22 protein-coding genes are annotated in these 25,715 nt (G+C 72.9%); 11 read left to right on the top strand and 11 right to left on the bottom strand.

The window, feature by feature from the left end; translation table 11 throughout:
- Nucleotides 1-48 precede the first annotated feature (48 nt).
- The 4 genes from gmd to QQZ13_RS08615 all read left to right on the top strand — a co-directional run bounded on the left by gmd (nt 49) and on the right by QQZ13_RS08615 (nt 3,004).
- Nucleotides 49-1,080 carry a GDP-mannose 4,6-dehydratase gene (gene gmd, locus QQZ13_RS08630; RefSeq protein WP_284528615.1) on the top strand — a complete coding sequence of 344 codons (1,032 nt, stop codon included), beginning with the start codon at nt 49-51 and terminating at the stop codon, nt 1,078-1,080.
- Entirely contained in the window at nt 1,077-2,051 is a 975-nt protein-coding gene (locus QQZ13_RS08625; protein ID WP_284528614.1) for a GDP-L-fucose synthase, read from the top strand. The genes gmd and QQZ13_RS08625 overlap by 4 nt, the downstream gene beginning before the upstream one ends.
- Before the next feature lie 113 nt (nt 2,052-2,164).
- The gene (locus QQZ13_RS08620; RefSeq protein ID WP_284528613.1) at nt 2,165-2,626 is read left to right on the top strand and encodes an adenylyltransferase/cytidyltransferase family protein; all 462 of its coding nucleotides are present in this window, start codon (nt 2,165-2,167) and stop codon (nt 2,624-2,626) included.
- Between the two features lie 24 nt (nt 2,627-2,650).
- Nucleotides 2,651-3,004, top strand: a complete 354-nt coding sequence (locus QQZ13_RS08615; RefSeq protein WP_284528612.1) for a hypothetical protein — start codon at nt 2,651-2,653, stop codon at nt 3,002-3,004.
- Here the strand turns inward: QQZ13_RS08615 and QQZ13_RS08610 are convergent, their stop codons facing one another.
- Complete coding sequence (locus QQZ13_RS08610; protein ID WP_284528814.1) at nt 3,005-4,159, bottom strand: glycosyltransferase; 1,155 nt, start codon at nt 4,157-4,159, stop codon at nt 3,005-3,007.
- A gap of 136 nt (nt 4,160-4,295) precedes the next feature.
- On the opposite strand from QQZ13_RS08610, the gene QQZ13_RS08605 reads away from it, so the two are divergent.
- The 4 genes from QQZ13_RS08605 to QQZ13_RS08590 all read left to right on the top strand — a co-directional run bounded on the left by QQZ13_RS08605 (nt 4,296) and on the right by QQZ13_RS08590 (nt 9,276).
- On the top strand, nt 4,296-4,556 hold the full coding sequence (locus QQZ13_RS08605) for a glutaredoxin domain-containing protein (protein WP_284528611.1): 261 nt from the start codon (nt 4,296-4,298) through the stop codon (nt 4,554-4,556).
- Nucleotides 4,557-4,587: 31 nt separating this feature from the next.
- Nucleotides 4,588-5,838, top strand: coding sequence for a kynureninase (locus QQZ13_RS08600; protein ID WP_284528610.1), 1,251 nt, complete (start codon nt 4,588-4,590; stop codon nt 5,836-5,838).
- Nucleotides 5,839-5,998: 160 nt separating this feature from the next.
- Complete coding sequence (locus QQZ13_RS08595; RefSeq protein ID WP_284528609.1) at nt 5,999-7,474, top strand: MFS transporter; 1,476 nt, start codon at nt 5,999-6,001, stop codon at nt 7,472-7,474.
- A gap of 56 nt (nt 7,475-7,530) precedes the next feature.
- Nucleotides 7,531-9,276 (top strand): aldehyde dehydrogenase family protein, encoded by a 1,746-nt coding sequence (locus QQZ13_RS08590; protein ID WP_284528608.1) that lies wholly within the window; start codon nt 7,531-7,533, stop codon nt 9,274-9,276.
- 193 nt (nt 9,277-9,469) lie between these two features.
- Here QQZ13_RS08590 and QQZ13_RS08585 read toward each other — a convergent pair whose 3' ends face one another.
- The 3 genes from QQZ13_RS08585 to QQZ13_RS08575 form a co-directional block, all read right to left on the bottom strand.
- Nucleotides 9,470-11,020 (bottom strand): DEAD/DEAH box helicase, encoded by a 1,551-nt coding sequence (locus tag QQZ13_RS08585; RefSeq protein ID WP_284528607.1) that lies wholly within the window; start codon nt 11,018-11,020, stop codon nt 9,470-9,472.
- Nucleotides 11,021-11,402: 382 nt separating this feature from the next.
- Entirely contained in the window at nt 11,403-12,410 is a 1,008-nt protein-coding gene (gene pip / locus QQZ13_RS08580; RefSeq protein ID WP_284528606.1) for a prolyl aminopeptidase, read from the bottom strand.
- Nucleotides 12,407-13,273, bottom strand: coding sequence for a neutral zinc metallopeptidase (locus QQZ13_RS08575; RefSeq protein ID WP_284528605.1), 867 nt, complete (start codon nt 13,271-13,273; stop codon nt 12,407-12,409). Before QQZ13_RS08575 ends, pip begins: the two co-directional genes overlap by 4 nt.
- Nucleotides 13,274-13,366: 93 nt before the next feature.
- Here QQZ13_RS08575 and QQZ13_RS08570 point away from each other — a divergent pair, with 93 nt between their 5' ends.
- From QQZ13_RS08570 to QQZ13_RS08560, 3 genes are all read left to right on the top strand, one after another.
- Entirely contained in the window at nt 13,367-14,380 is a 1,014-nt protein-coding gene (locus tag QQZ13_RS08570; RefSeq protein WP_284528604.1) for a malate dehydrogenase, read from the top strand.
- 27 nt (nt 14,381-14,407) lie between these two features.
- A complete protein-coding gene (locus tag QQZ13_RS08565; protein ID WP_284528603.1) occupies nt 14,408-16,162 on the top strand; it encodes a sodium:proton antiporter in 1,755 nt (584 codons plus the stop codon).
- Nucleotides 16,163-16,251: 89 nt separating this feature from the next.
- On the top strand, nt 16,252-16,668 hold the full coding sequence (locus QQZ13_RS08560) for a recombinase family protein (RefSeq protein ID WP_284528602.1): 417 nt from the start codon (nt 16,252-16,254) through the stop codon (nt 16,666-16,668).
- Between the two features lie 135 nt (nt 16,669-16,803).
- On the opposite strand, the gene QQZ13_RS08555 is transcribed toward QQZ13_RS08560, so the two are convergent.
- The 7 genes from QQZ13_RS08555 to QQZ13_RS08525 are packed head-to-tail and all read right to left on the bottom strand — an operon-like array spanning nt 16,804 to nt 25,667.
- Nucleotides 16,804-18,489: a serine/threonine-protein kinase gene (locus QQZ13_RS08555; protein WP_284528601.1), complete on the bottom strand. Its 1,686-nt coding sequence runs from the start codon at nt 18,487-18,489 to the stop codon at nt 16,804-16,806.
- Complete coding sequence (locus QQZ13_RS08550; RefSeq protein WP_284528600.1) at nt 18,486-19,817, bottom strand: FHA domain-containing protein; 1,332 nt, start codon at nt 19,815-19,817, stop codon at nt 18,486-18,488. The genes QQZ13_RS08555 and QQZ13_RS08550 overlap by 4 nt, the downstream gene beginning before the upstream one ends.
- Entirely contained in the window at nt 19,810-20,655 is an 846-nt protein-coding gene (locus QQZ13_RS08545) for a PP2C family serine/threonine-protein phosphatase (RefSeq protein WP_284528599.1), read from the bottom strand. The genes QQZ13_RS08550 and QQZ13_RS08545 overlap by 8 nt, the downstream gene beginning before the upstream one ends.
- Entirely contained in the window at nt 20,655-21,086 is a 432-nt protein-coding gene (locus QQZ13_RS08540) for an FHA domain-containing protein (protein ID WP_284528598.1), read from the bottom strand. The genes QQZ13_RS08545 and QQZ13_RS08540 overlap by 1 nt, the downstream gene beginning before the upstream one ends.
- Nucleotides 21,083-23,347, bottom strand: coding sequence for a transglutaminase family protein (locus tag QQZ13_RS08535; protein ID WP_284528597.1), 2,265 nt, complete (start codon nt 23,345-23,347; stop codon nt 21,083-21,085). The genes QQZ13_RS08540 and QQZ13_RS08535 overlap by 4 nt, the downstream gene beginning before the upstream one ends.
- Nucleotides 23,344-24,696, bottom strand: coding sequence for a DUF58 domain-containing protein (locus QQZ13_RS08530; RefSeq protein ID WP_284528596.1), 1,353 nt, complete (start codon nt 24,694-24,696; stop codon nt 23,344-23,346). Before QQZ13_RS08530 ends, QQZ13_RS08535 begins: the two co-directional genes overlap by 4 nt.
- Nucleotides 24,696-25,667, bottom strand: a complete 972-nt coding sequence (locus QQZ13_RS08525) for a MoxR family ATPase (RefSeq protein WP_284528595.1) — start codon at nt 25,665-25,667, stop codon at nt 24,696-24,698. The genes QQZ13_RS08530 and QQZ13_RS08525 overlap by 1 nt, the downstream gene beginning before the upstream one ends.
- Between the last annotated feature and the right edge of the window lie 48 nt (nt 25,668-25,715).

Genomic DNA, 25,715 nt, shown 5'->3' with positions numbered 1-25,715 from the left:
GCGCATCCGGTCGACCGTTGCACGATCGAATCCACAGGAGGGTCACACGTGACCAAACGCGCATTCATCACGGGCATCACGGGGCAGGACGGGTCGTACCTGGCCGAGCTGCTGTTGGGCAAGGGCTACGAGGTGCACGGTCTCATCCGCCGCGCCTCGACGTTCAACACATCGCGCATCGACCATCTCTACGTCGACCCGCACGACCCGTCGGCCAAGCTGTTCCTGCACTACGGCGACCTCAGCGACGGCGCCCGGCTGACGACGCTGCTCGCCAGCATCAACCCGGACGAGGTCTACAACCTCGCCGCCCAGTCGCACGTGCGGGTCTCGTTCGACGAGCCCGAGCACACCGCCGACACGACGGGCACCGGCTCGATCCGCGTGCTCGAAGCGGTGCGCATGTCGGGCATCGACACGCGGTTCTACCAGGCGTCGTCCTCGGAGCTGTACGGTGCGACGCCGCCGCCGCAGAGCGAGACCACGCCGTTCTACCCGCGCTCGCCGTACGCGGCCGCGAAGCTCTACAGCTTCTGGATCACCAAGAACTACCGCGAGGCGTACGGGATGTTCGCCACCAACGGCATCCTGTTCAACCACGAGTCGCCCCGCCGCGGCGAGACGTTCGTGACGCGCAAGATCACCCGCGCGGTCGCCGCGATCAAGGCCGGACGCCAGGACCATGTCTACATGGGCAACCTCGACGCGATCCGCGACTGGGGATACGCCGCCGAGTACGTCGAGGGCATGTGGCGCATGCTGCAGGTCGACGAGCCCGACGACTTCGTGCTGGCCACCGGCGTCGGCATCACGGTGCGGGAGTTCCTCGAGACGGCGTTCTCGCACGCGGGCCTCAACTGGGAGGACCACGTCCGCTTCGACGAGCGCTACCTGCGCCCGACCGAGGTGGACCCCCTCATCGGCGACCCGTCGAAGGCCGAGGAGAAGCTCGGCTGGAAGGCGACGGTCGGTCCGCTGGATCTCGCCCGGCTCATGGTCGACGCCGACATCAAGGCCCTGGAGCACGCCGGGTCGCCGTGGATCGACCGCGTGCCGCTGGCCGGCTGGCCGCTGTCATGAGCGACGGGGTCGAGTTCACGCCGGGGCCCCTCGACCGCGATGCGCCCTTCTACGTGGCCGGGCACTCCGGCCTCGCCGGAAGTGCCGTGTGGCGGGCGCTCGAGGGCGCCGGGTTCGGCAACCTGATCGGGCGCCGCTCCGCCGAGCTGGATCTGAAGGACCGCGATGCGGTGTTCGCGTTCTTCCGCGAGAACGCCCCGCGCTACGTCGTGCTGGCCGCCGCGAAGGTGGGGGGCATCCTCGCCAACAGCACCTATCCGGTCGACTTCCTCAGCGACAACCTGCGCATCCAGACGAACGTGATGGACGCCGCCCGGGAGGTGGGCGTCGAGCGGCTGCTGTTCCTCGGGTCCTCGTGCATCTATCCGAAGTTCGCGCCGCAGCCCATCCGCGAGGACGCCCTGCTCACGGGGCACCTCGAGCCGACCAACGACGCCTACGCGATCGCGAAGATCGCCGGGATCATGCACGTCCAGTCGGTGCGCCGTCAGGACGGCCTGCCGTGGATCTCGGCGATGCCGACGAACCTCTACGGGCCGAACGACAACTTCTCGCCGCTGGGCTCTCACGTGCTCCCCGCGCTCATCCGCCGGTACGACGAGGCCGCTGCGGCCGGGACTCCGTCGGTGACGAACTGGGGAACCGGGACGCCGCGACGCGAGTTCCTGCACTCCGACGACCTCGCCGCCGCGCTGCTGCACCTCCTGGAGCACTACGACGGCCCGGAGCACGTGAACGTGGGAACCGGCAGCGACGTGACGATCCGCGAGATCGCGGAGACGATCGCCGAGGTCGTCGGCTACGAGGGCGAGACGGAGTGGGACACCTCGAAGCCCGACGGCACGCCGCAGAAGCTGCTCGACGTGTCGCGGCTGTCGGATGCCGGATGGCGGTCGCAGATCGACCTCCGCGAGGGGCTCGAGCGCACCGTCGCGTGGTACCGCGAGCACCACGCCACCGTCCGCGGCTGAGGGCCGCGGGAATCCGCTCTCCCACGCGAGTGGGATTTGTGGATACACTGAGCGCGGGGTAGTGCAGGCTGGGGGGTCTGCGCGTTGATACCGCTGAGACTTTGGGGGAAGTCATGGCTACACGCATTGGTTATGCCGCTGGGGCGTTCGATCTGTTCCACGTCGGGCACCTCAATATCCTTCGCCATGCGAAGGAGCAGTGCGATCTGCTGATCGCCGGGGTCGTGAGCGACGAGATGCTGCGCGAGGTGAAGGGCGTCCAGCCGTTCATCCCGACGTCCGAGCGGGCGGAGATCGTCCGTTCGGTCCGCTACGTCGATCACGTCCACGTCGAAGACGTGCCCGACAAGCTCGACGTCTGGCGTCAGGTCGGCTTCACGCACTTCTTCAAGGGCGACGACTGGCGTGGCACCGAGAAGGGGCTGCGTCTGGAGCGCGAGTTCGCAGAGGTGGGGGTCGAGGTCGTGTACTTCCCGTACACGGCCCACACGTCCAGCTCGCAGCTGCGGCGCGCTCTCGAGGTCGTCACGGCCGAGACGCTGCACGACTACGACGAACGTGCGGCCTCGGCCTGACGGCCGAGTCGACGAGCGGCCTGCATGATGGCCACAGACCTGCCCGGTGAAGAGCTCTTCATCGGGCAGGTCATCGCCCTTCTCCCGGTCACGCGCCGCGCGGCCGACGTGGTCGAAGACGACGATGCGCTGCGTGCCGCGCTCGCCGGCGCCGACGACGACCCTCGGGGTCGCGCCCGCACCCGCACCTACTCGGTGGTCACGTTCGCGCCCCACCGCGGGATCTTCCTCCTCGACGGCAACGAGATCGAGGTGTCCATCCACCCCCTCGACATCGACACGCCCCTGGAAGCTGCGGTCTTCCGTGTGGTCTCGATCTCGGGGCGGGCCCTGCGGGTCAAGCGCGCCGTCGCCGCGACCGACGCGACGGCGTCCTGATCAGAGCTCGCCCGGCTGCATCGCCTGCTCGTCGAGCTTCTCCATCGTGGCGCGCACGGGGGTCGTCGGCCCCGCCTTGCGCGGCGCGTAGACCACGAGCGAGTGGAACACGAAGCGCACGACGAACGCCACGACGAGCGTGATGGCGGTGGCGACGACGGCGGAGATGTGTCCCGACTCGACCATGAGCGCGACGATCGGGATGCGGATGACCGCCTCGGCGTTGTTGAAGGCGAACGACTTCGCGAACCGGGACCACACCCCCGAGGCCTGGCCGCGCATGTCGGAGAAGACGAACCGCTCGATGAGCAGGAAGTTGCCGATGATCGTGGCCTCGGCCGCGATGATCGCCGCGACGATGTAGTCGACGCCCCACTGGGTGAGCGCCCAGACGATGAGGATGTTGGCGACCGCCCCGAGTCCGCCGATGACGGCGAACAGGGACATCTTCCCGAAGCGCAGCGCCGTCAGCTGGGTGAGGAAATGCACTCCCTGGCGCACCGACGCCTTCGACTCGCCGGCGTGCCGGTCGGCGAAGTGGAACGGGATCTCCGCGACGCGGTAGGCGCGGCGGACGAGGATCTCGAGCAGGATCTTGAAGCCGCGCGGGCGAAGCCCGTCGAGGTCGATCGCCGAGCGCGAGATGAGGAAGAACCCCGTCATCGGGTCGGTGATGTCGCGCAGCCGCACGGGGAACATCGACTTGGTGATCGCGGTGGAGACCTTGGACACCAGCACCCGGGTGCGGTCGGCGAGCCCGTGGGCGGTGCCGCCGCCGGCGTAGCGCGAGGCGACGACGACGTCGACGTCGCCGGCGCCGAAGCGCTCGACGAGCGCGGGGATCTCCTCGGGCGGATGCTGCAGGTCGCCGTCCATCACGAGGCACGAGTCCGAGGCGGCCGCGCGCATCCCCTCGATGACCGCGCCGCCGAGTCCGCCCGTGTGGACGGTGCGGTGGATGAGACGAACCGGGAGGGAGGAGGTGGCGGCAACTTCGCGGATCACGTCGGGGGTGTCGTCGGTGCTGTCGTCGACGAAGATGATCTCGGCGTCGCGCACCGCGTCCAGGCGCTCGACGGCGACGGCGACGCGACGGACCAGCTCCGCGACGTTCGGAGCTTCGTTGTAGGTCGGCACGATGATCGACAGGTCGATGGCTTTCCCCCGTGGTCGTGCTGGAACGGTCGAGCTGCCGCGGCCGCGCCGACATGCAGTGCCGTCTATCGTCGCACGTCGACCTGAACGACGGGCGAACGCGCCCGACCCTGTGCACAGCGGGGAGAATGGAGGGATGACTTCGCACGACAAGACCCTCACGATGTTCGGCGCCGACTGGTGCCGTGACTGCCGCCGCACGAAGGCGCAGCTGGATGATCTCGGTGTCTCGTACACCTATGTCGACCTCGAGGCGGAGCCCGCCGCTGCCGAGGTGGCGCGCGAGATCTCGGGACGGATGAACATCCCGGTGGTCGTCTACCCCGACGCGACCCACCACGTCGAGCCGACCAACGACGACGTGGCCGCGAAGCTCCGCGAGCTCGCCCTCATCTGATCCCGCCCGGACCGGCCTCTAGGCTGACGGCGTGAAGACCGCCGCGACGCTGACCGCCGAGGCCGCCGCCCTCGATGCCGCCGACCCGCTCGGCGGGTTCCGCGATCGCTTCGTGGCGTCCGCGGCGCCGCTGGTGTACTTCGACGGCAACTCCCTGGGGCGCCCTCCCCGGGCCACGGCCGACCGGCTGGCGCGCTTCGTCGACGACGAGTGGGGCGGGCGGCTGATCCGCGGCTGGGACGAGGGGTGGATGGAGCTGCCCTTCGCGATCGGCGATGAGATCGGGCGGATCGCGCTCGGCGCCGCGGCGGGTCAGACCGTGGTCGGCGACTCGACGACGGTGCTGCTCTACAAGCTCCTGCGGGCCGCGTTCGATGCGCAGCATTCGATCGATCCCGCACGCGTGGAGATCGTGGTCGATCGCGACAACTTCCCGACCGACCGCTACCTCGTCGAGGGGATCGCCGCGGAGCGCGGCGGAACGGTCCGATGGGTCGACGTCGACCTCTCCGCCGGGGTCACGCCCGATCTGCTGCGCGGCGCCGTCGGGCCTCGCACCGCGGTCGTGCTGCTCTCGCACGTCGCCTACCGGTCGGGTCATCTGGCCGACGCGGCGACGCTCACGCGCATCGCCCGCGACGCCGGCGCGCTCATCCTCTGGGACCTGTGTCATTCCGCGGGCTCCGTGCCGGTGCATCTCGACGAGTGGGGCGCCGACGTGGCCGTGGGCTGCACCTACAAGTACCTCAACGGCGGTCCGGGCTCGCCCGCGTTCGCGTATGTGGCGGAGCGCCACCAGGAGGCGCTGGCGCAGCCGATCCAGGGCTGGATGGGCGCGGCCGACGTCTTCGCCATGGGACCGGAGTACGTCCCCGCGCAGGGCATGAGGCGGTTCCTCTCCGGCACGCCGCCGATCGTCGGGATGCTGGCGATGCGCGACACCCTGGAGATGATCGCGGAGGCGGGCATCGACGCGATCCGCGAGAAGTCGATCGCGCTCACCGGCCTCGCGCTGCGGGCTGCGGACGAGCTGCTCGCCGGGCGCGGGGTGACGGTCGCCTCGCCGCGTGAGGCCGCGGAGCGGGGTGGACACCTCACGTTCCAGCATCCCGCGATGCGGGAGGTCACCGCGCTCCTGTGGCGCCAGGACGTGGTGCCCGACTACCGCGATCCCGGCGGCCTGCGCATCGGCCTGTCGCCGCTGAGCACCTCCTTCACCGAAGTCGTCACGGGCATGCGCGCCGTCGCCGATGCCTGGGACACCGTCACCGGGCGGGCGTGAACACGAGGCCGGCACCGGCGAAGACCCGGTCGACGGCCCTCGCGTGGATGACGCCCCGGCGACCTCACCTGGGGAGGAGCCGGCGGCGCACGCCCGCCGAGGCGGCGGCCTCGCCCTCCAGGATCGCCGTCCCGCCCGCCGCGCCCTCTAGGCTGACGCCATGAGCGACGCTGCTCCCCCGGCCTCCCCCCGCCCGACTTCGCCCGATCTCGGACGCGCGACGATCGCCCGCTACGCGCTCGGCTCGATCGGCACCGGCGGGTTCGCCACACTGCCGGGCCTCGTGCTGACGTACTACCTGACCGACAGCCTGGGCGTGACGGCGCTGCTGGCGGGTGTGATCGTGACGGCCGCCAAGGTGTGGGACGTCATCATCGACCCCGTCGTCGGCGCCTGGAGCGACACCGATCTGGCGCGCCACGGCACGCGGCGTCGCCTCATGCTCGTGGGAGCGCTCGCCCTCCCCGTCCTGTTCGCCCTGACCTTCGCCGTGCCGCCCGGACTGGCCCCGGCGGCCGGCGCCGTGTGGGTCCTGCTGTCGTTCATGGCGACGGCGACGGCGTTCAGCCTGTTCCAGGTTCCCTACATCGCCCTGCCCGCCGAGCTCACCGACGGCTACGACGCGCGCACCCGGCTCCTCACCTGGCGCGTCGTGGTGCTCACCGTCGCGATCCTGCTCTTCGGGGCCGGTGGGCCCGTCCTGCGGCGCCTGACCGGGGATCCGACGACGGGCTACCTCCTGATGGGCATCGTCGCCGGCGTCGTGATCGGACTCGGCATGCTCATCGCGACGGGCGTCGCGGCGCGCACCTCGCGCACGCGATCGGCGATGGCAGCCGCCGGCACGAGCGCGGCCGAGGCCGCCGAGCTCATCGCGACCAGCGTCGGCGAAGAGACGCCGCGCCGGCTCGGGGCCGATGCCTCGACGCCCGGGGGCGGGGCGCGCGACAACTTCCGCGCCGCCGGCGAGGCGCTGCGCCGCAGCCGCCCGTTCCGCGCGCTGCTGGCCACCTTCGTCCTGCAGGCGCTCGCCACGGGCCTCATGCTCGCCGGGGCGCAGTACCTGGCCACCTGGGTGCTGAGGTCGGAGGATGCCGTGACGCTCCTCTTCGTCGCCCTCATCGCCCCCGCGCTCCTCGCCGCGCCGGCCTGGGGTGTGCTCGCGCGCCGCACCGGCAAGGAGCGGGCGTTCGCCGGGGCGAGCGTCGTCTTCGCCGTCGCCGCCCTCACGACGGTCGGCGCGCTGTGGGCACCGGGACCGTGGCTGTACGGCTCGGTCGCCCTCGCGGGGATCGCCTACGCCGGCATGCAGTCCCTTCCGATGGCGATGCTCCCCGACGTCATCGCGCACGACGCGGCCCGTCACGGACCCGGGCGGGCCGGCGCCTTCGGCGGCGTCTGGACCGCCGGCGAGACCACGGGCTTCGCGCTGGGCGCGACGGCGCTGGCCGTCGTGCTGGCCTCCACCGGCTACGTCGAGCGGATGGCCGGCGCCGCCGCGACTCAGCCCGACAGCGCGATCGCCGGCATCGTCCTGAGCTTCAGCGTCGTACCCGCGGTGCTCGTCGCGGCAAGCCTGGTGACGCTCGGCGGCTACCGGCTGCGACGCGACGACATCGAGTCGCGGACCCCCTGAGACCGGATGCCGCGCCGTCGCCGTATGCTGGGGTCTCCGCCCCGAAGGAGTGCGCCGTGACCACGCCCGCGAAGTCCACGCCCGCGACGACGCCGCCCACGCCCACATCGCCGTCGGACCACGGACTCGCCGAGGATGTGCGGGCCGGGCTCGACCTCGCGATCGCCGCGGTCGCGGCCGGCGGGCGCACCTGGGCGCTGCTGACGCTCGGGCAGCGGCGCACGCTGCTGCAGCGCATCCGGGCGTCGGTCGCCACCGTCGCCGACGAGTGGGCCGATGTCGCGGCGACCTCCAAGGGACTCGGGCCCGGCCACCCCCTGCGCGGCGAGGAATGGCTCTCGGGACCCTACGCCGCCCTGGTCGCCCTCGACGCCTACGCCGACACGGTGGGGGCACTGGCCCGGGGAGAGAGCCCGATCGCCCGTGCCGCGATCCGTCGCGCCCCGGGCGGCCGCGTGGCCGTCCGCACCTCTCCGCTGACGGCGACCGACCGGCTCCTGCTGTCGGGCTACTCCACCGAGGTGTGGCTGGAGCCCGGGACGTCGGTCGCCGACGCCCGGGGGTCGGCCGGCCTCGCGCAGCGGCATCCCGAGGAGCCTGGCGGGGTGGGCGTGGTGCTCGGCGCCGGGAACGTCAGCTCGATCCCCTTCCTCGACGTGCTCTACGAGCTGCTCTCGGCCAACCGCACGGCGATCCTGAAGGTGAACCCCACGCAGGACGCGCTCGTGCCGGTGTTCGAGCGCGCTCTCGCCCCGCTCATCGAGCCGGGCTTCCTGCGGATCGTCCGCGGCGGCGGCGACGTCGGCGCCTACCTGACCCGGCATCCGTCGATCGATCACGTGCACGTCACCGGCTCGGAGGCGACCTTCCGCGCGATCGTCCCGGGACTGACCGTGCCGATCACCGCCGAGCTCGGCGGGGTGTCGCCGATCATCGTCGTGCCCGGCGACTGGTCCGACGCCGACCTGCGCTTCCAGGCGGAGCACGTCGTGACGATGCGCCTGCAGAACGCGGGCCACAACTGCATCGCCGGACAGGTCGTGATCCTGAGCTCCGACTGGTCGCAGCGGGACGCGTTCCTCCGTGAGCTGCGCACCGCGTACGACCGGGCCCCGCAGCGGACGGTCTGGTACCCGGGCAGTGAGGCGAGGATGGACGCTGCCCGCGCGGCGTATCCGGACGCCGCGTGGTGCGGTGACGGCACCCGGGCGCTCGTGGTCGCGGACGCCGCCGAGGCGGCCGCGGTCGAGCAGACCGAGTACTTCGCCCCGGTGCTCGGGGTGGTCTCGGTGGCGGGGCTCGGGCAGGACTTCGTCGACGCCGCCGTCGCGCACGCCAATGAGCGCCTCATGGGGACGCTCGGCGCCAACGTGCTCGTCGATCCCGTCACGCAGCGTGCCCTGGGCGACGGCTTCGAGCGGGCGATGGCGGATCTGCGCTACGGGACCGTGGCGATCAACGCGTGGACCGCGTTCGGCTTCCTCACCCCGACCGCCACGTGGGGCGCGTTCCCCGGTGGCACGGTCGATGACGCGCCGAGCGGCATCGGCGTGGTCCACAACGCGTTCCTGCTCGATCGCGTGGAGCGCACGGTCGTACGGGGGCCGTTCCGTCCCTTCCCGCGTTCGCTGTCGACCGCGCGGGCGCAGCGGCTGCGGGGCGGACTGTCGGTGCTGCCGAAGCCGCCGTGGTTCGTCACGTCGCGCACGGGCGCGGCGGTGAGCGAGGGCTTCACGCGGTTCCGGATCGACGGCGACTGGGCGAAGATGGTCGTCACCCTGCTGCGCGCGTTCCGGGCCTGACCCGCCGGCGACGGCGTTTCGACTCGCCGCTGCGCTCCTCTGCGTTTCGACTCGTCGCTGCGCTCCTCTGCGTTTCGACTCGTCGCTGCGCTCCTCGCTCAACGACCGGGAGGATGACACCGGTCGTTGAGCGAGCGGAGCGAGACGAAACGCAGAGACGAAGCGCGGAGACGGGATGCGTGACCCGCCGGGGTCAGTGGCCGCCGCGGCGGTTGCCGCCGTTCTGACGGACGACCGAGCCGACCGTCAGCTTGCCGCCCTGCTGGCTGGCGCGGCGTCCCGCGGTGCGGGCGTTGCCCGAGGCGGCCGGCTGCTGCGCCGGACGGGCCGAGGCGTGCGACCGATCGGACTGACGGGGAGCGCGGTCGGTGTGCGCCGCCGCCTGGCCGCCGGCGGGGCGTCCGCCGCGATCCCGCCGCGGACGACCCTGGCCGGACTGACCCTGGCCGGACTGGCCCTGGCCCGACTGGCCCTGGCCGTCGCGCGCCGCGCGCTTGCGCTGGGCGTTGGCTCCCTGGCTGCGTCCGCCGCCGCGCTGCGGGGCGACCTTCGGCGCGGGGGTGACGTAGGGCGCGACCTCGCCGACGAGCTCGGCCACCTCGGCCGACTCGGCGGTGACCCGGATCGGCGTGACCGTGATCGCCGCCTTGCGCAGGAGGTCCTTCACGTCCTTCTCCTGGCCGGGCAGCACGAGCGTGACCACCGAGCCCTCGGCGCCGGCACGCGCGGTGCGGCCCGAGCGGTGGAGGTACGCCTTGTGCTCCATGGGCGGGTCGACGTGGATGACGAGCTCGACGTCGTCCACGTGCACGCCGCGGGCGGCGACGTCGGTGGCGACGAGAACCTTCGCGTCGCCCGACGAGAACGCCGCGAGGTTGCGGTCGCGCTGCGGCTGCGAGAGGTTGCCGTGGAGGTCGACGGAGGGGATGCCCTGCGCCGTCAGCTGCTGCGCGAGCTTCTTGGCGTGGTGCTTGGTGCGCATGAAGAGGATGCGGCGGCCGGTGCCCGAGGCGAGCGTGCGGACGAGCTCCTTCTTGGCGTCGGCGCCCTCCACGTGGAACACGTGGTGCGTCATCGCGGCGACGGGCGAGTTGGCCTCGTCGACCGAGTGCAGCACCTCGTTCTGCAGGAAGCGGTTGACGAGCTTGTCGACGCCGTTGTCCAGCGTGGCGCTGAACAGCATCCGCTGACCGTCGCGCGGCGTCTTGTCGAGGATGCGCGTGACCGCCGGCAGGAAGCCGAGGTCGGCCATGTGGTCGGCCTCGTCGATGACGGTGATCTCGACCGAGTCGAGGGTGAGGTGACGCTGCTGGAGCAGGTCCTCGAGGCGGCCCGGGCAGGCCACGACGATGTCGACGCCGGCCTGGAGCGCTGCGACCTGACGGCTCTGGTTGACGCCGCCGAAGATGGTCGTCGTCTTCAGGCCGTACGCGGCCGCGAGCGGGGCGAGCGTGGCGTTGATCTGCGTGGCGAGCTCACGGGTGGGAGCGAGCACGAGGCCGAGGATCCGGCCGCGACGGCGAGCGCCGCCGGCGAGCGCGCCGCCGAGCCGGGCGGCCATCGGGATCGAGAAGGCGAGCGTCTTGCCCGAGCCGGTCTTGCCGCGTCCGAGGACGTCGCGTCCGCCGAGCGTGTCGGGGAGCGTGTCGACCTGGATCGGGAAGGCCTCGGTCTTGCCCTCGGCCTTCAGGACCTCGAGCAGGGGGGCGGGCACGCCGAGCGTGCGGAAGGAAGTGTCAGTCATGGAGTGGTTTCTGAGCGCACGGGTCCTGTGGTCAGGGGGAGGCGCCCGGTCGGTGGCCCGTCGTGCGGCTGCACGAACGGGTTCGCCGTACGAAGAATGTCAGCCGGCTTCGGTACGGGACCGGCGGCGAGGGAAGCGTTCTACGACGCGAGAAGCGCCACGATCGGCGCTGCAAGTTCCTCCAGTCTAGCGGACGACGGGGCACGGGCGTTTCGTCTCGCTGCGCTCGCTCAACGACCGGGCACGCGCACCCCCGGCACGGGCGTTTCGTCTCGCTGCGCTCGCTCAACGACCGGCACCCCGAGGTCGTTGAGCGAGGAGCGTAGCGACGAGACGAAACGCAGACGAGACGAAACGCAGACGAGACGAGACGCAGGGTCCGTCACTCGCCGGCGGCGAAGCGGTCGGTCGCGGCCCGCAGCGCCGCGGCGATGCCGGGCTCGGTCGCCGAGTGCGACGCGTCCGGCACGACGACCAGCTCGGCCTCGGGCCAGGCGCGGTGGAGGTCCCACGCGGTCATCATCGGGGTGCAGACGTCGTAGCGGCCCTGCACGATGACGGCGGGGATGTGGCGGATGCGTCCGGCGTCGTCGATGAGCTGCCCCTCGCGGAACCACCCCTCGTGGACGAAGTAGTGGTTCTCGATGCGGGCGAACGCCACAGCGGCCGCGGGCTCCGCCATCGACGCCACGAGATCCGGATCGGGGTACAGCGTCAGGGTCGACGCCTCCCAGGTGGTCCAGGCGACTCCGGCCGGCTCGTGCACCGCCGGATCGGGATCGGTCAGCCGCCGGTGGTACGCCTCGATCAGCCGGGAGCGCTCGAGCGGCGGGATCGGCGCGATGAACGCCTCCCACAGATCGGGGAAGAGCGCCGAGGCGCCGCCCTCGTAGAACCACTCCAGTTCGTGGCGCCGCAGGGTGAAGATCCCGCGGAGCACGAGCTCGCTGACGGCCTCCGGGTGGGCCTGCGCGTAGGCGAGGGCCAGCGCGCTCCCCCACGATCCGCCGAACACCTGCCACCGCTCGATGCCGAGGTTGCGGCGGAGGAGCTCCATGTCGGCGACCAGATGCCAGGTCGTGTTGAAGCGGAGGTCGGCGTCGGGCGCGCTCGCATGGGGGGTGCTGCGGCCGCAGCCGCGCTGGTCGAACAGGATGATCCGGTAGCGGTCCGGGTCGAAGAAGCGCCGGTGCCACGGCGAGGTGCCCGCCCCGGGACCCCCGTGCAGGAACACGACCGGCTTGCCCTCGGGGTTGCCGGACTGCTCCCAGTACACGCGCTGGCCGTCGCCGACCAGCAGCTCACCCGTCTCGTAGGGCCGCAGCGGCGGATAGAGGATGCCGTCGAGGTGCGGCGGACCGGCGTGACCCGCCTCGGCGGGGTCGCTCACAGGTCGTCCCCCGAGAACGTGTCGCACTGCTCCAGCCCGCCCCGGTAGCCGTTCGTGAACCAGCGCTGCCGCTGCTCGCTCGACCCGTGGGTCCAGCTCTCGGGGTTCACCTGACCGCCCGACTGCTCCTGGATGTGGTCGTCGCCGACGGTCGCCGCGGCGTTCAGCGCGTCGCGGAGCTCGGCGTCGGTCGCCGGCTTCAGATACGGCACGCCGTTCTCGTCCTTCTGGTCCTCCATCGCCGCGACCCACGCCCCGGCGAAGCAGTCCGCCTGCAGCTCGGTGCGGACCCCGTTGCTCGTCGGGCCGGAGCCGTTGCTCGGGTACTGGTCGAAGACGCCGATCAGCTGCTGGATGTGGTGGCCGTACTCGTGGGCCAGCACGTAGAGCTGCGCGAGGGAGCCGGCCTGCGCCCCGAACTGCTCGCGCAGGATGCCGAAGAAGGTCGGATCGACGTAGATGGTCTCTTCCGGCGGGCAGTAGAAGGGGCCGGTCGCGTTCGAGGCGGTGCCGCACGCCGTCGAGGTCTGCTGGTCGACGACGATCAGCTGCGGCGCGCGGTAGCCGTCGACCTGCCCCTCCCAGTACGTGTCGAGCGCCGCCTGGCCGAAGACCAGCCGGCAGTCGTCGTTCTCGTTGGCGTCGGCGCCGGTGTCGCAGTCCTCGATGACGGTCTCGGTGCCCGGTGCGGCGGAGCCCCCGCCGCCCAGGAGCCCGGTGAGGTCGTTGCCGGTGAACAGGCTCAGCAGCAGCAGGGCGATGCCGCCGAGGCCCGCCACGCCCGCGCCTCCGGCGACCATCGCGCCGCCGCCCCGTCGCCGCGCGGTGGTCTGACCGACCTGCGCGTTGCTGTTGAACGTCATGCCGTTCACCGTACCGCCCAGGTCCCCGTCGCGGGACCGGGGGTCCGCACAGCGCAGGAGACACACGCGCGGGCGCGGGCATAGGCTCGCATCATGGATGCCACGACCGGCTCGACGACCACCGTCACCGTCACGGGCGCAGGCGGTCAGATCGGCTACGCCCTCCTCTTCCGCATCGCGTCGGGGGCGATGCTCGGACCCGACAGGCCGGTGCGCCTGCGCCTCCTCGAGATCCCGCAGGGCCTGGCCTCGGCCGAGGGGACCGCGCTGGAGCTGCAGGACGGCGCCTTCCCGCTGCTGCGCGGCGTGGACGTCACCGACGACCCGCGCACGGCGTTCGAGGGCGCGAGCATCGCCCTGCTGGTGGGTGCGCGTCCGCGCACGGCGGGCATGGAGCGGGGCGACCTCCTCGCCGCCAACGCCGGCATCTTCGGACCGCAGGGGGCCGCGCTCAACGCCGTGGCCGCCGACGACGTGCAGGTGCTCGTGGTCGGCAACCCGGCGAACACCAACGCGCTGATCGCGGCGGCGTCGGCCCCCGACATCCCCGCCGAGCGCTTCGCGGCGCTCACGCGGCTCGATCACGACCGGGCGCTCGCCCAGCTCGCCGTCGCCCTCGACGCTCCCGTCGCCGACATCCACGGGGTCACGATCTGGGGCAACCACTCCGCCACGCAGTTCCCCGACGTCGCGCATGCGACCGTCGCGGGGCGTCCCGTGCCCGACGCCCTCGCCGAGCGCCTCGGCGGCGCGGACGCGGCGCGCGCGTGGCTGGACGACGTGTTCATCCCGCGCGTGGCCCAGCGCGGCGCGGAGATCATCCGGGTGCGCGGGTCCTCCTCGGCCGCGTCGGCCGCGAACGCCGCGATCTCCCACGTCCGCGACGCCGTGCACGGCACGGAGTGGACCTCCGCCGCGCTCGTCTCGCACGGCGAGTACGACGTGCCGGAAGGGCTCGTGTGCTCCTTCCCCGTGACCAGTGACGGCGACGGCTACCGGGTGATCGGGGGCCTGGAGCTCGACGAGCGGGGCCGGCGGCGACTCGACGCGTCGGTGGCGGAGCTCGTCGCCGAACGCGATGCGGTGCGCGCCCTCGGCGTGATCTGATCCGCCGCGCGCGGGTAGTCTCGCGCTGTGGAGTTGCTGCTCGTCATCCTGATCGGCGTGGTCGCCGTCTCGGTGGTCACCGCCCTCGCGCAGAAGCTCGGTGTCGCCGGCGCGCTCCTGCTGGTGGCACTCGGGCTGGCCGTCGGGCTGCTGCCCTTCGTCGACGTCCCCGAGATCGATCCCGAGCTGATCCTGGTCGGCGTGCTGCCCCCGCTCCTGTACGCGTCGGCGGTGCGCCTCCCCGCGATCGAGTTCCGGCGCGACTTCACCCCCATCGCGGGGCTCGCGATCGTGCTGGTCGTCATCACCGCCCTGGTGCTGGGGTGGTTCTTCTCGATGGTGCTGCCCGGGGTGGGATTCGCCCTCGGCGTCGCCCTCGGCGCGATCCTGAGCCCCACCGACGCCGTGGCGACCGGCATCGCCAAGCGCCTCGGGATCTCCCCCCGCGTGACGACCATGCTTGAGGGCGAGAGCCTGCTCAACGACGCCACCGCGCTCGTGCTCCTGCGCACCGCGCTGCTCGCCGTCGCCGCCGGCTCGTTCTCGGTCGGCTCCGCCGTCGGGAGCTTCGCGTGGGGGGTCGTGGTGGCCGCGGTCGTCGGGGGTCTCATCGGCCTCCTCGCCATGCGGCTGCGGTCCTGGGTCGGCAACTCCGCCGCCAGCACCGCCATCGGCTTCACCGTGCCGTTCCTGGCGTATCTTCCCACCGAGCATCTGGGCGGCTCCGGCCTCGTCGCCTCGGTCGTCGCGGGCATCGTGGCGGGACAGGGGGCGCAGAGGTGGTTCACCCCCGAGCAGCGTCTGTCGGACGAGGTCAACTGGCGCACCGTCGAGCTCGTGCTCGAGGGCGCCATCTTCCTGATCATGGGCCTCGAGCTCAAGCAGATCGTGACCGACGTCATCAGCCGCCACGAGGGCATCGCGCTGCCCACGCTCGTCGCGCTCGCCGCACTGCTCATCGTGCTGCTCGTGCGCGCCGCCTACGTGTCGTTCCTGCTGTGGGCGGGCCGCGGCCGCGCGCGGCGCATGAGCCGCACGCAGTTCGAGGCGATGGACGCCCGTCTCGACCAGATCGAGGCGAACGGGTGGCCGGAGCGCCGTGGACAGGACGGCAGAGCGCAGCGCCGGGGACGTCCGTCGTCGCCGGAGCGGCGGCAGCGGCGCCTGGACTCCATGCGCGAGCGCGTGTCGCGCGCCCTGGCCGACTTCGACTACTACCAGGCGTCGCCGCTCGGGTGGAAGCACGGCACCGTGATCGTGTGGGCGGGCATGCGCGGCGTCGTCACCCTCGCCGCCGCCCAGACCATCCCGCAGAGCGTCGACACGCGGCCCGAGCTCGTCTACATCGCTTTCGTCGTCGCCCTCGTCAGCCTCATGCTGCAGGGGTTCACCCTGCCGTGGGTCGTGCGTCTCGTCCGGCTCGAGAAGCCCGGAGACGGCCCGATGGACGCGGCGGAGCAGGACCGGATCGACGCCGAGCTGCGGGAGGCCGCCGCCGCGGCCCTGCAGGATCCGGCCCTGCGCCGCCGCGACGGCTCGGCGTTCGATCCGTCGCTCATCGAGAAGGTCGGCAGGCGCTACGCGCAGCCGCCCTCGGAGGAGTCCAGCGCGCTGATGGCCGACATGCTGGAACTGCGGCTGGCGCTCATCGAGGCGATGCGGGTGCGCCTCACCGCGCTCAGCTCGGGAGGCGCGTTCAGCACGCGCTCGCTGCGTCACACGCTCGCCGAGCTCGATGCCGACCAGCTGAGCCTGGAGCTGCGCCTGCGCGACGGCGACTGAACCGGCGGCGGGGATACCCGGCGAGAACGCGGGCACGAGGATGTGCGCGAGACCTGCGAGGATGGAGCCCACCGCCGAAAGGAGCGTCGATGTCCACCGCAGACCGCGCCCCCGCCGACTACGCCGAGTCCGTGTCGCTGCCGGCGACCACCGAGGCGGTCCCGGTCATCATCTCCGGAGCCGACTGGTGGGCCGCCCGCCCCGCCGGATCGCGCCTGGTCGGCCTCGTCGTCGCCCGCGACGACCTTCCCAGCGTCATCGCGCAGCGCGACGCGCTCGCCCAGTTCGGCGTTCCCATCGAGGGCTTCCGCCATCCCGCGCCCGAGACCGGGGAGAGCTGGTCGGAGCGTCTCACACGCCTGTTCGGCCGCCTGGAGTCCGGTGACGTCGTGGTGGTGGCCGACAAGCACGCGCTGGGCCGCGACGTCGACGAGGAGACGCGGACCTTCACCGAGCTCCGCCGCCGCGGCGTCATCGTGAAGGTGCTCGGCCACGGCCGGAGCTGACCCGACCCGTCGACCTCGGCGCTGCGACGACGCCCGCCGAACCGACACGCTCCGCGCGAACCGACACGCGGCGAACCGGCAGAAGCGTGTGGGTTGGGGAGGAACTTGTCGGCTCGGCTGCGGCGGACGGAGCCGTCAGGGGGTGCAGGCGCGCAGCTCGTCGCCGGTCGTGCCGTCCTCGCGCCGGAGCGAGACGGCGATGCAGGTGCGACCCGACGCGTCGACGGGAAGCGACACGGTCTCGGTGTCCACGAGACCCTGCTCCCCCTCGCCCTCCAGTGTGTACGGGTACCAGACGTAGCCGTCGCCCTCCGCCGGTTCGGGGTTGGTCCACGTGAAGACCGCCCGGTCGCCCTCGACGGTGCCGGTGAGGTCGGCCACCGGGGGCACGTACCCGTCGACGGGATCCTGCGGGTCGACCACGGCGGGAGTCGTCGGGGTCGGCTCGGCCTGCGGGGCGAGCAGGCTCGCCCCGGCGACGACGCCGGCGACCGCCAGCGCGGTGGCACCGGCGGCCAGCCCGATCCAGAGCCCGGCGCGGGAGCGGGGAGTGCCCGCTTCCGCCGGTGACCGCGCGGCCGGGGTCGCGGGACCTGCGGTGAGAGGGGCGAAGGCCGCGGTCGCTGCCGCCCCGCCAGGAGCAGAGCCGGCAGGCGCCGGGGCCACCGGTGCCGGCCCGACCGGCGGTGCGCCGATCGCGGGCGGCGAGGACCGCACGACGGTGGCGGCCACATCGGGCTCGACGTACCGCGGCACCGCCACGCGGGCGACGGTCTCGTCGGGGGATGTGGCGGTGGTCCCCGCGCTGGTCCCCGCGGCCGGCGGGGCGAAGTCCACCATGCGCTCGCGGGTGCGGCCCGCGGCCGGAGTGGTCTGCGGGTCGATGCTCACGATCCCGCGGACCCGGGTGAGCTCGCCGTCGTCGTCGTCCTCGTCGTCGGCGTCCGGGGAGTCGTCGAGGATGTCGATCGGCGTCACCGAGTGCGCGAGCTCGATCTGGACCTTCTGCAGCGCACGGGCGAAGGCGACCGCGCTCTCGTAGCGATCGGCGGGTCGCTTGGACATCGAGCGCTCGAGCACGAGCTGCAGCGACTCGGGCGCGTCGGCGCGCTCCAGCCGGGCGAGCGGCTGTCCCTCGATCCGCTGGATCAGCTCGGCGCCGCCGTTGCGGCCGCCCGGCACCTCGAACGGCGACCGCCCGGCGAGCAGGGTGAACAGCGTCGCCCCGAGGGCCCAGACGTCCGACCGCACGCCGAACTCGGGGACGTCGGCGAAGGACTCGGGCGGCGACCACGGGATCGACATGCCCGAGGACGGGTCGACGCTGCCCGCGGTGGTCGCGATGCCGAAGTCCGTCAGAGCCGGACGGTTGTATTCCGTCACGAGAATGTTCGCGGGCTTGATGTCGCGGTGGAGGATCCCGGCCCGGTGCGCGGTCTCGACGGCAGCCGCCACCTGGATGCCGATGCGCAGCGCCTCGGCCACCGAGAGGGCGGCCGCCCGCGACCGGACCTGCAGGTTCGGCTTCGGGCAGTACTCCATGGCGAGGTAGGGCCGGTGGTCGTCGGAGACCCCCGCCTGATAGATCGTGACGATCGCCGGATGCGTCGACAGCAGCGCCATGACGTTGGCCTCGGCGGTGAACTGCTCGGTGGAGGCGCCGGCCATCTTCTCGGGGAGCAGCACCTTGACAGCGATCTTGCGCCGGGGCAGATGCTGCTCGAAGAGGTAGACGTCGGCGAAGCCGCCGGATCCGAGCACCTCGAGGAAGGTGAACCCGGGCAGCTGCGGCGGCGGGGCGGGCGTGCGCTTGGAGCTCACGGAAGATCCTCGAAGGTCACGGTGACGCCGTCGCCCAGGTCGAGCACGTCGCCCGTGACGACCATGGTCGGCTCGTTCGGGTGCAGCCGCACCGGATCCTGACCGCCGCGCAGCAGGACCGTGCCGTTGGTGGTCGCGAGGTCGGTGACCAGCACGTGCTCGCCCTCCGCACGGATCTCGATGTGGCTGCGGGAGATGTCGCCCTCGGGACTCTCCACGGCGATGAGCGTCGGCAGCTCCGTGCTCGACGCGCGCGTGGAGCGCGGGCGGCGGCCGATGACCACCGGATGCTCGAGCTCGACCACGCGCCCCGTGGACAGCCGCACCCGGCCGCGCGCAGGGGACCGCGGCGGGACGTCGCCCACCGGCTCGAACGGGTTCGCGCCCGCCGGTGCCGGCTCGAACGGGGACTGCGCGGCGCGGAGCCGGCGCGCCTCGGCGACCGAGATGGTGGCGCCGTCGTGATCGCCGGCCGGGGGCGTGCCGGCCGCATCGACCGGGACGGCGTCGCGCACGACCGTCGCCGCCACATCCGCTCCGCCGCGGCGCGGCGTGGCGATCGTGCTGTCGTCGGCCGGCACGTCGTCGGCAGGGAGCTGTGTGAGGGACGGGATCCACGTGTCGGCGCCCGAGGGCTCGCCCGCGGCCGTGGTCTCCGTCTCGGCCGGCGCCGCCGGCGGGGCCTCGGCGGGCACGACCGGCTCCGCGGGAGCCGGGTCGGAGGGCTGCGCGGCGAACGGGGCGAAGGGCCCCGACGGCGCCGGGAGCGGAGCGGGCTCGGCGGCGACAGCGGGCTCGTCGACGACGGCCGGATCCGCAGCGGCGGCCGCCGGGGACGCCGCCGCGCGCGGGACGCCGATCGTCAGCACGATGCCGTCCACGGGGACGACGCCGGAGGCGATCGGCAGGGACAGCGCGTCGTCGACGTCGCCGGCACCGTCCGCGCCGTCCGGAACCCCCGGCGCGACCGTCACACGATGCGGACGCGGGACGAGACGCTCGGCCCAGGTGGCCACCCCGCGTCCCGACACCTCGGTCGCACCCGACCCGCTCTCGATCACCACAGCGAGCGGACCGCGCACGGCCACGCGCACCCCGTCGTCCTCCACCACGACGAGCGCGAAGGGCGGGATCGCCGTCAGCGACGTGCCGAAGGCGCCCGTGAGGGCCTCCACCAGTGCGCCGATGCCGCCGCCGTCGAGACGCCGCCACACGGCCTCGGCGGTCTGCGGCGTGACCGCCGGCGAGAGCACCGCGATGGCCTGCGCCGACACGGCGGCACGCCATCCCTCGCTCCCCGCCGCCGGAACGTACCTGACCTCAGCCATGATCGGTCCTCCCCGAACCCTGCGACCGGCCGCTGGGCCGGGTGTCGCTGTCGATCTCCTCATCGCGCGCCGCGGCCTGCGCGGTGTCGACCGGGACCTCGTCGTGCCCGCGGACGGTCACGGCGTCCACGACCACGACCGTGATGTTGTCGCGCCCGCCGCGCACCATCGCCTCGTGGACCAGACGCGTCGCGGCCTCCTGCGGATCGGCGGTCTCGGCGAGCACGCGGCGCAGCCGCTCGCCGTCGAGCTCGCCCGAAAGCCCGTCCGAGCAGACGAGCATGCGGTCGCCGGGCTCGGCCGGTACGAGCCAGAAGTCGGGCTCGCCATCGCTTCCCGCCCCGATCGCCCGGGTGATCTCGTTGCGCCGGCGGTCGTGGACGGCATCGGCCGCGGCGAGCTCGCCGGCGTCGATCAGCTCCTGCACGACGGAGTGATCGACGCTGATCTGCTCCAGGACCCCGCCGGAGTACCGGTAGGTGCGGGAGTCGCCGACGTTGACCGTGAGCCAGTAGCCCACGCCGCCCACGTCGGCGATCACGACGCCGCTGAGCGTCGTGCCCGCCGCGCGCTGGCCCGCCTCGAGGGCGTGCACGCGGGTGCGCGCCCGCCGCAGCGCCTCGCGCATGTCCTGAATGCCGAGGCTCGTCGCCCCGGCGAGCCGGCCGAACTCCTCGACGACCAGCGCGCTGGCAGCCGCCCCGGCGTCGTGCCCGCCCATCCCGTCGGCGACGAGGAACAGCGGCGCCTCGGCGAGGTGGGAATCCTCGTTGACCGCGCGCCGCAGGCCCGCGTGGGTGGCGGCGCCGACGAGCACCGTGATGGGAGACTCCGCCATCACACCCCCTCGATGCTCACCCGACGATCGCCGACCTCCAGGATGTCACCTGCACGCAGCATCCACCGCTCGCCCGGGGCGACGCGGTGCTGCTCGCCGTCCCGCACGATGTCGGTGCCGTTCAACGAGCCCGTGTCGGCGATCCATACGGTGCCGAGGGTACCGCCGATCGCGAAGTGCGTGCGCGACAGCGACAGCGTCTCGTCCCGGACGGCGGCCACCTGCCACCCCGGCACCGCGCCAGGGTTGCGCCCGAAGACCGTGGGGGTGCGCACCGCGTGACGGACGCCGTCGTCCCACACCAGCGTCGCCAGGGCGCGAGGTCCGAACGCGGGCACGCCGCCGATGACGTCGGCGACCGTGTCGCCGCCGCGCAGCTCCCGCAGCACCGCGTCCCGGGGGCGGGTGTCGGAGGGCAGCACGGCGGTCACGACCGCCGACCCCGTCGCAGCGAGCGCAGGCTGAGGCGCGCTCCGAGGCGCCGCCACCACGGCGTCTGCTGGCGCATGCCCCCGACGAGCTCGTCGACCTGCGCCCAGAACGCGTCGACCTCCTCCGGCGACGGGTCGCCGGGGCCGTAGACATCGGCGTCCGCCCAGGTGGCGAGGGTGGCGACGCGCGGCTCGTCGAAGCGGGTGCCGACGATCTGCGCGCTCTCGGCGCGCGTGGCCCCCGGGACGACGGGCGTCCGCAGGTCCACGGCGTTGTCGACCAGCTCGTCCCACCCGCCCGAGATGCGGTCCGCGGTCCGCTCCGCGGCGCGGCGTCGCGCGCGGCGGGCGCCCTTGATGAGGCCGAGCACGATGAACGGCGCCATCATCAGGGCAGCGAGGCCGAGGCCGATCCCGCCGTAGAGGAGGATCGGGCCGAGCCAGTCGACACCCGGCTCCTTGTCGTCGTCCTGCTCGCGGTCGTCGGCGATGGTCGGCGGCAGATCGGCGGGCTCCTGCGCGGGCGGCGGCGGCTGCAGCACCTGCGGCTTGGGGTTGGCCTGCGGCTTCGTGTTCTGGTCGTTGGGCTCGTTGTCCTCGTCGGGGGTCGGATCGAACGGCACCCAGCCGAATCCGTCGAAGGCGACCTCGACCCAGGCGTGGAGGTTGTCGCCGGTCGCGGTGAACACGCCGGCATCGGCCTCGTCCTCGTCGGGGTACCAGCCCATGACGACACGGGCGGGGATGCCCAGCTGCCGGGCGAGAAGGGCCATCGCGACCGCGTACTGCTCGTCGTCGCCGATCATCTGCTCGTTGCCGAAGAGCATCGAGATCCGCGCCGCGCCGTGACCGGACGGCGAGTAGACGTCGTCGGCGAGGCCGTGGCTGAAGTAGCCGTCGGTGCTCAGCCAGTCCTGCAGCGCGCGCACGCGCTCGATCGGCGTCTCCGCGTCGCCGAGGTTCTCGGCCGCCAGCTTGGAGAGCGACTCCGGCACGCCCTCCTGCTTGGGCATCGTGAGCGGCGCGAACTGCGCATCGGCGAGCGCGCTGTCGCTCGGCACCTCCGACACCCGCGTCTGGAGCGTGTAGGCGTCGCCGCCGGTGAGACCCGCGGTCACGATGCCGGTGCCGGTCGCGTCGTTGAAGTGGGCGCTGCGACGCAGCTCGCCCGCGCGGTCGCCGTCGAAGGCGATCTCGGTGACCGCGCCGACATCGGGCAGCCAGACGCCGCGGTAGTCGGCGATGTCGATGCGCACCGTGGTCTCGGTGCCCGTCGCCGTCGGCGACATGTTCGAGCGGACCGGCGTGAACGCGCTCGAGGAGCCCGCCCCGTCGTCGGAGACGTTGTAGACGATGCCGTTGTAGGCGTCCATCGTCGCCAGCCGCACACGGGCCTCGTCGGGAAGACCGCCCACCGTGAACAGCGTCGAGTCCGCGTCGTCGCGGATGATCCCGCGCCAGGACTGCAGCGGGCTCGGGTACTGGTGGATGTCGAACGGCGGCACGACGAAGTCGCGGAGGATGTAGCGCTGCGCAGGCGGGGTCGCGAAGGCGGCGGTGCCGATGCCGACGCCTGCGGCGATCGCGAGCACGGCGCCTCCGGCGATCAGCCGGCGCGCGCGGAGCGGGCGCGACGGGGTCGCCGCGGGGTTGTCGATGCGCTGGGCGGCCGAGTCGGCGTCCCACGTCTGCCGCAGCGCGAGCCACACCACCGCGATCGCCGCGAACACGAGACCCTGCACGAGCGGCGCGGCCGGCTGGGAGGCCCCGAGGAGGATCTGGAGCGCGGTCAGCGCGAGGGCGGGAAGCAGCGCCCACGCGGCGGGACGCACGCGCAGCGCCAGCGACCCGGCGAGGACGGCGGCCACGAGGGTGAGCAGGAACGGGACGATGAGGTGGCCGTCCGAGGCGGCCACCGGCGGCACCGTGGTCAGCAGGGTCTTGAACGAGGTGACGGTGCCCAGGGCGAGCTGCCGCCACGTCTCGATCGTCGGGATCACCCCGAGGAAAGCGGTGTGCGGCAGCGCGAGGGCGCCGCCGAGCAGGAAGTACACGGCCAGGGTGACGCCGGCCACCGGCAGCACGCCCCAGCGGCGCCACTGCCCCAGCCAGGCGATCGCGAGGCCCACGACGATCGCCCCGAAGCCGGCGACGAGGTACTGCGGCCCGTCGAAGGTCGGTCCGAACCCGATCACGGCGACAGCCAGCAGCGCGGCCACGGCGGCCAGGTCGATCCCGAGGCGCACGATCGGACGGTTCACGACAGCACCTTCCGGACGGCGCGGCCCAGCTGGTCGAGCGCGCCGAGCGTGACGACGTCGCCGTCGCCCACGCGGCGCAGGGACGGCGCGTCGGCCCGCGCGTCCGCGATCACCGCGAGCACCCGCACGCCGTAGGGCAGGCGGGAGCAGGCGAGCCGGAGGTCGGCGGCGTCCACGGCCGATCCGCAGACGAGCACGGCGACGGCGGCCTGGGGCGCGCCGACGGCCATCGCACCGGCAAGGGCGACCACGCCGCCGTCGCGCGGTCGCGACGGCTCGAGCGCCGCGAGGCCGTCGAGGAAGCGCCGGCCCGTGTCGGCGCGCAGCGCCCCGTGCTGGGTGCGGGCGTCGAGCACGCGCGAATCGCGCAGCGCCCGCAGCCCCACCGAGCCGGCCACCGAGATCGCGAGCTCGAACTCCTCGGGGTCGCGGTACTCGTCGGGGTGGCTGGAGAGCCCGACCACGAAGTGCGACCGACGCGTCTGCTCGTACTGACGCACCATCACGTCGCCGGTGCGCGCCGTGGACTTCCAGTGCACGTGGCGCAGGTCATCGCCCGGCTGGTACTCGCGCAGCGCGTGGAACGAGACGTCGTCGCGCTCGAGCTGCTGGACGGGCAGCCCCTCGAGGTCGCGCATCTGCCCGAGGGAGAGCCCGTCCAGGGACGTGGTCCGCGGGTGGACGAACAGCTCCACCGCCTGCCGGCGGTCGTGCGTGCGCTCGAACATCCCCAGCGGGTCGCCGCGCAGCACGCTCACCGGTCCGACCGCGAGCACGCCGCGGGCGGAGGTCGGGATGGCGAACAGCTCCTCGTGGGACTCCCCTGCCGCCAGGCGCGGCACGTCGAACACGCCGCGGCCCGAGCCGACGGGGAGCACGACCTCCGACGGCAGCAGCGCACGACCGGTGCCGTTGGTGAGGGTGAGGGCGCCGACGGCGCGCTCGCCGACGACCACGCGGGTGCGGGTCAGGTCGAGGTCGACCGCGTAGGCGGTGCGGCCGAAGAGGAACGGGATGCTGAGCACGAGGACGGCGGTCACCACCGCTGCGGCCACCATCGCCTCGATCCAGCCGTAGGTGATCGCCGCGAACCAGAGCACGACGGCCAGCGCGAGCGCCACCCAGCCGAGCGGACGCACGACGGCCGCGACCCGCGCGGCGTGACGCCCCGCCACGGCGAGCCAGACGAGCGCATCCTCCCGCCAGCGGGCGGCGCGCGACTGCTCGGCGGTGACGGAGGTCGTGGCCGCCGGCGCATCGGCCGGGGCGGGGGGCTGCGGCGTTCCGGGCACGCCGATCCGCCGAGGCGCGGCGCGCGTCGGCAGGGCGGAGTCCCGGGTGACCGTCATCAGGCGGTGGCCCTCGCCAGCGGCGCCTCGACCGCGCCCAGCGCGTTCTGGACGATCCGCTCCGCCGTCACGCCCGAGAACTCCGCCTCGGCGTCGAGCACCAGGCGGTGCGCCCACACGGGCACCGCGAGCGCCTTGATGTCGTCGGGGACCACGTAGTGACGGCCCTGGGCGGCCGCGTAGACCTTCGCGATGCGCATCATCGAGATCGATCCGCGCACCGAGACACCCAGCCGCGCGCCCTCGTCGGCCCGGGTGGCCTCCACCAGCTGCGCCGAGAAGCGGGCGACCGCCGGGTCGATGTGGACGGTGGCGGCGAGATCGGCCATGTCGGCGACGGCCTTGGTCGTGATGACGGGGCGCAGGCTCGCCGAGGGGTTGCGGTCCACCGCCCCCGCGAGGATCCGCTCGGCGACGGCCAGGGACGGGTAGCCGATCGAGGTCTTGACCATGAAGCGGTCCAGCTGGGCCTCGGGCAGCTTGTACGTCCCCGCCTGCTCGATGGGGTTCTGGGTCGCGATCACCAGGAACGGACGACCCACCTCGTGCGCGACGCCGTCGACGGTGACCCGCGACTCCTCCATGACCTCCAGCAGCGCCGACTGCGTCTTCGGCGAGGCGCGGTTGATCTCATCGGCGAGCACGATCGAGGCGAAGACGGGTCCGCGGTGGAACTCGAACTTGTGGTTCTGCTGGTCGTAGATCGTCACGCCGGTGACGTCGGAGGGCAGCAGGTCGGGCGTGAACTGGATGCGGTTGGACGTGCCCTGCACGCTCGCGGCCAGCGCCTTCGCCAGGCTGGTCTTGCCGGTGCCGGGGGCGTCCTCGAGCAGCACGTGACCCTCGGCGAGCATCGCGGACAGGACCAGCCCCACCACCTCGCGCTTGCCCATGAGGGCCTGGTCGACGTTGTCCACCAGCCGCACGAACGTGTCGCGGAACCAGGCCGCCTGCTCGGGGGTCATGCTCATCTGTCTGCGTCCTTCTCGTCGGTGTCGTCGGTGTCGTCGGTTCGTCGT

Source organism: Microbacterium sp. T2.11-28 (assembly GCF_950097975.1).
Lineage (GTDB): Bacteria > Actinomycetota > Actinomycetes > Actinomycetales > Microbacteriaceae > Microbacterium.
This window is presented reverse-complemented; position numbering and strand designations above follow the sequence as displayed.

Coding starts and splice junctions, on each gene's coding strand:
- QQZ13_RS08575 (WP_284528605.1), bottom strand. CDS start 13,273: ATGACGTTCAACAGCAACGCGCAGGTCGGTCAGACCACCGCGCGGCGA.
- QQZ13_RS08545 (WP_284528599.1), bottom strand. CDS start 20,655: ATGGCGGAGTCTCCCATCACGGTGCTCGTCGGCGCCGCCACCCACGCG.
- QQZ13_RS08620 (WP_284528613.1), top strand. CDS start 2,165: ATGGCTACACGCATTGGTTATGCCGCTGGGGCGTTCGATCTGTTCCAC.
- QQZ13_RS08530 (WP_284528596.1), bottom strand. CDS start 24,696: ATGACGGTCACCCGGGACTCCGCCCTGCCGACGCGCGCCGCGCCTCGG.
- QQZ13_RS08570 (WP_284528604.1), top strand. CDS start 13,367: ATGGATGCCACGACCGGCTCGACGACCACCGTCACCGTCACGGGCGCA.
- QQZ13_RS08605 (WP_284528611.1), top strand. CDS start 4,296: ATGACTTCGCACGACAAGACCCTCACGATGTTCGGCGCCGACTGGTGC.
- QQZ13_RS08585 (WP_284528607.1), bottom strand. CDS start 11,020: ATGACTGACACTTCCTTCCGCACGCTCGGCGTGCCCGCCCCCCTGCTC.
- QQZ13_RS08550 (WP_284528600.1), bottom strand. CDS start 19,817: ATGGCTGAGGTCAGGTACGTTCCGGCGGCGGGGAGCGAGGGATGGCGT.
- QQZ13_RS08595 (WP_284528609.1), top strand. CDS start 5,999: ATGAGCGACGCTGCTCCCCCGGCCTCCCCCCGCCCGACTTCGCCCGAT.
- QQZ13_RS08560 (WP_284528602.1), top strand. CDS start 16,252: ATGTCCACCGCAGACCGCGCCCCCGCCGACTACGCCGAGTCCGTGTCG.
- QQZ13_RS08615 (WP_284528612.1), top strand. CDS start 2,651: ATGATGGCCACAGACCTGCCCGGTGAAGAGCTCTTCATCGGGCAGGTC.
- QQZ13_RS08625 (WP_284528614.1), top strand. CDS start 1,077: ATGAGCGACGGGGTCGAGTTCACGCCGGGGCCCCTCGACCGCGATGCG.
- QQZ13_RS08525 (WP_284528595.1), bottom strand. CDS start 25,667: ATGAGCATGACCCCCGAGCAGGCGGCCTGGTTCCGCGACACGTTCGTG.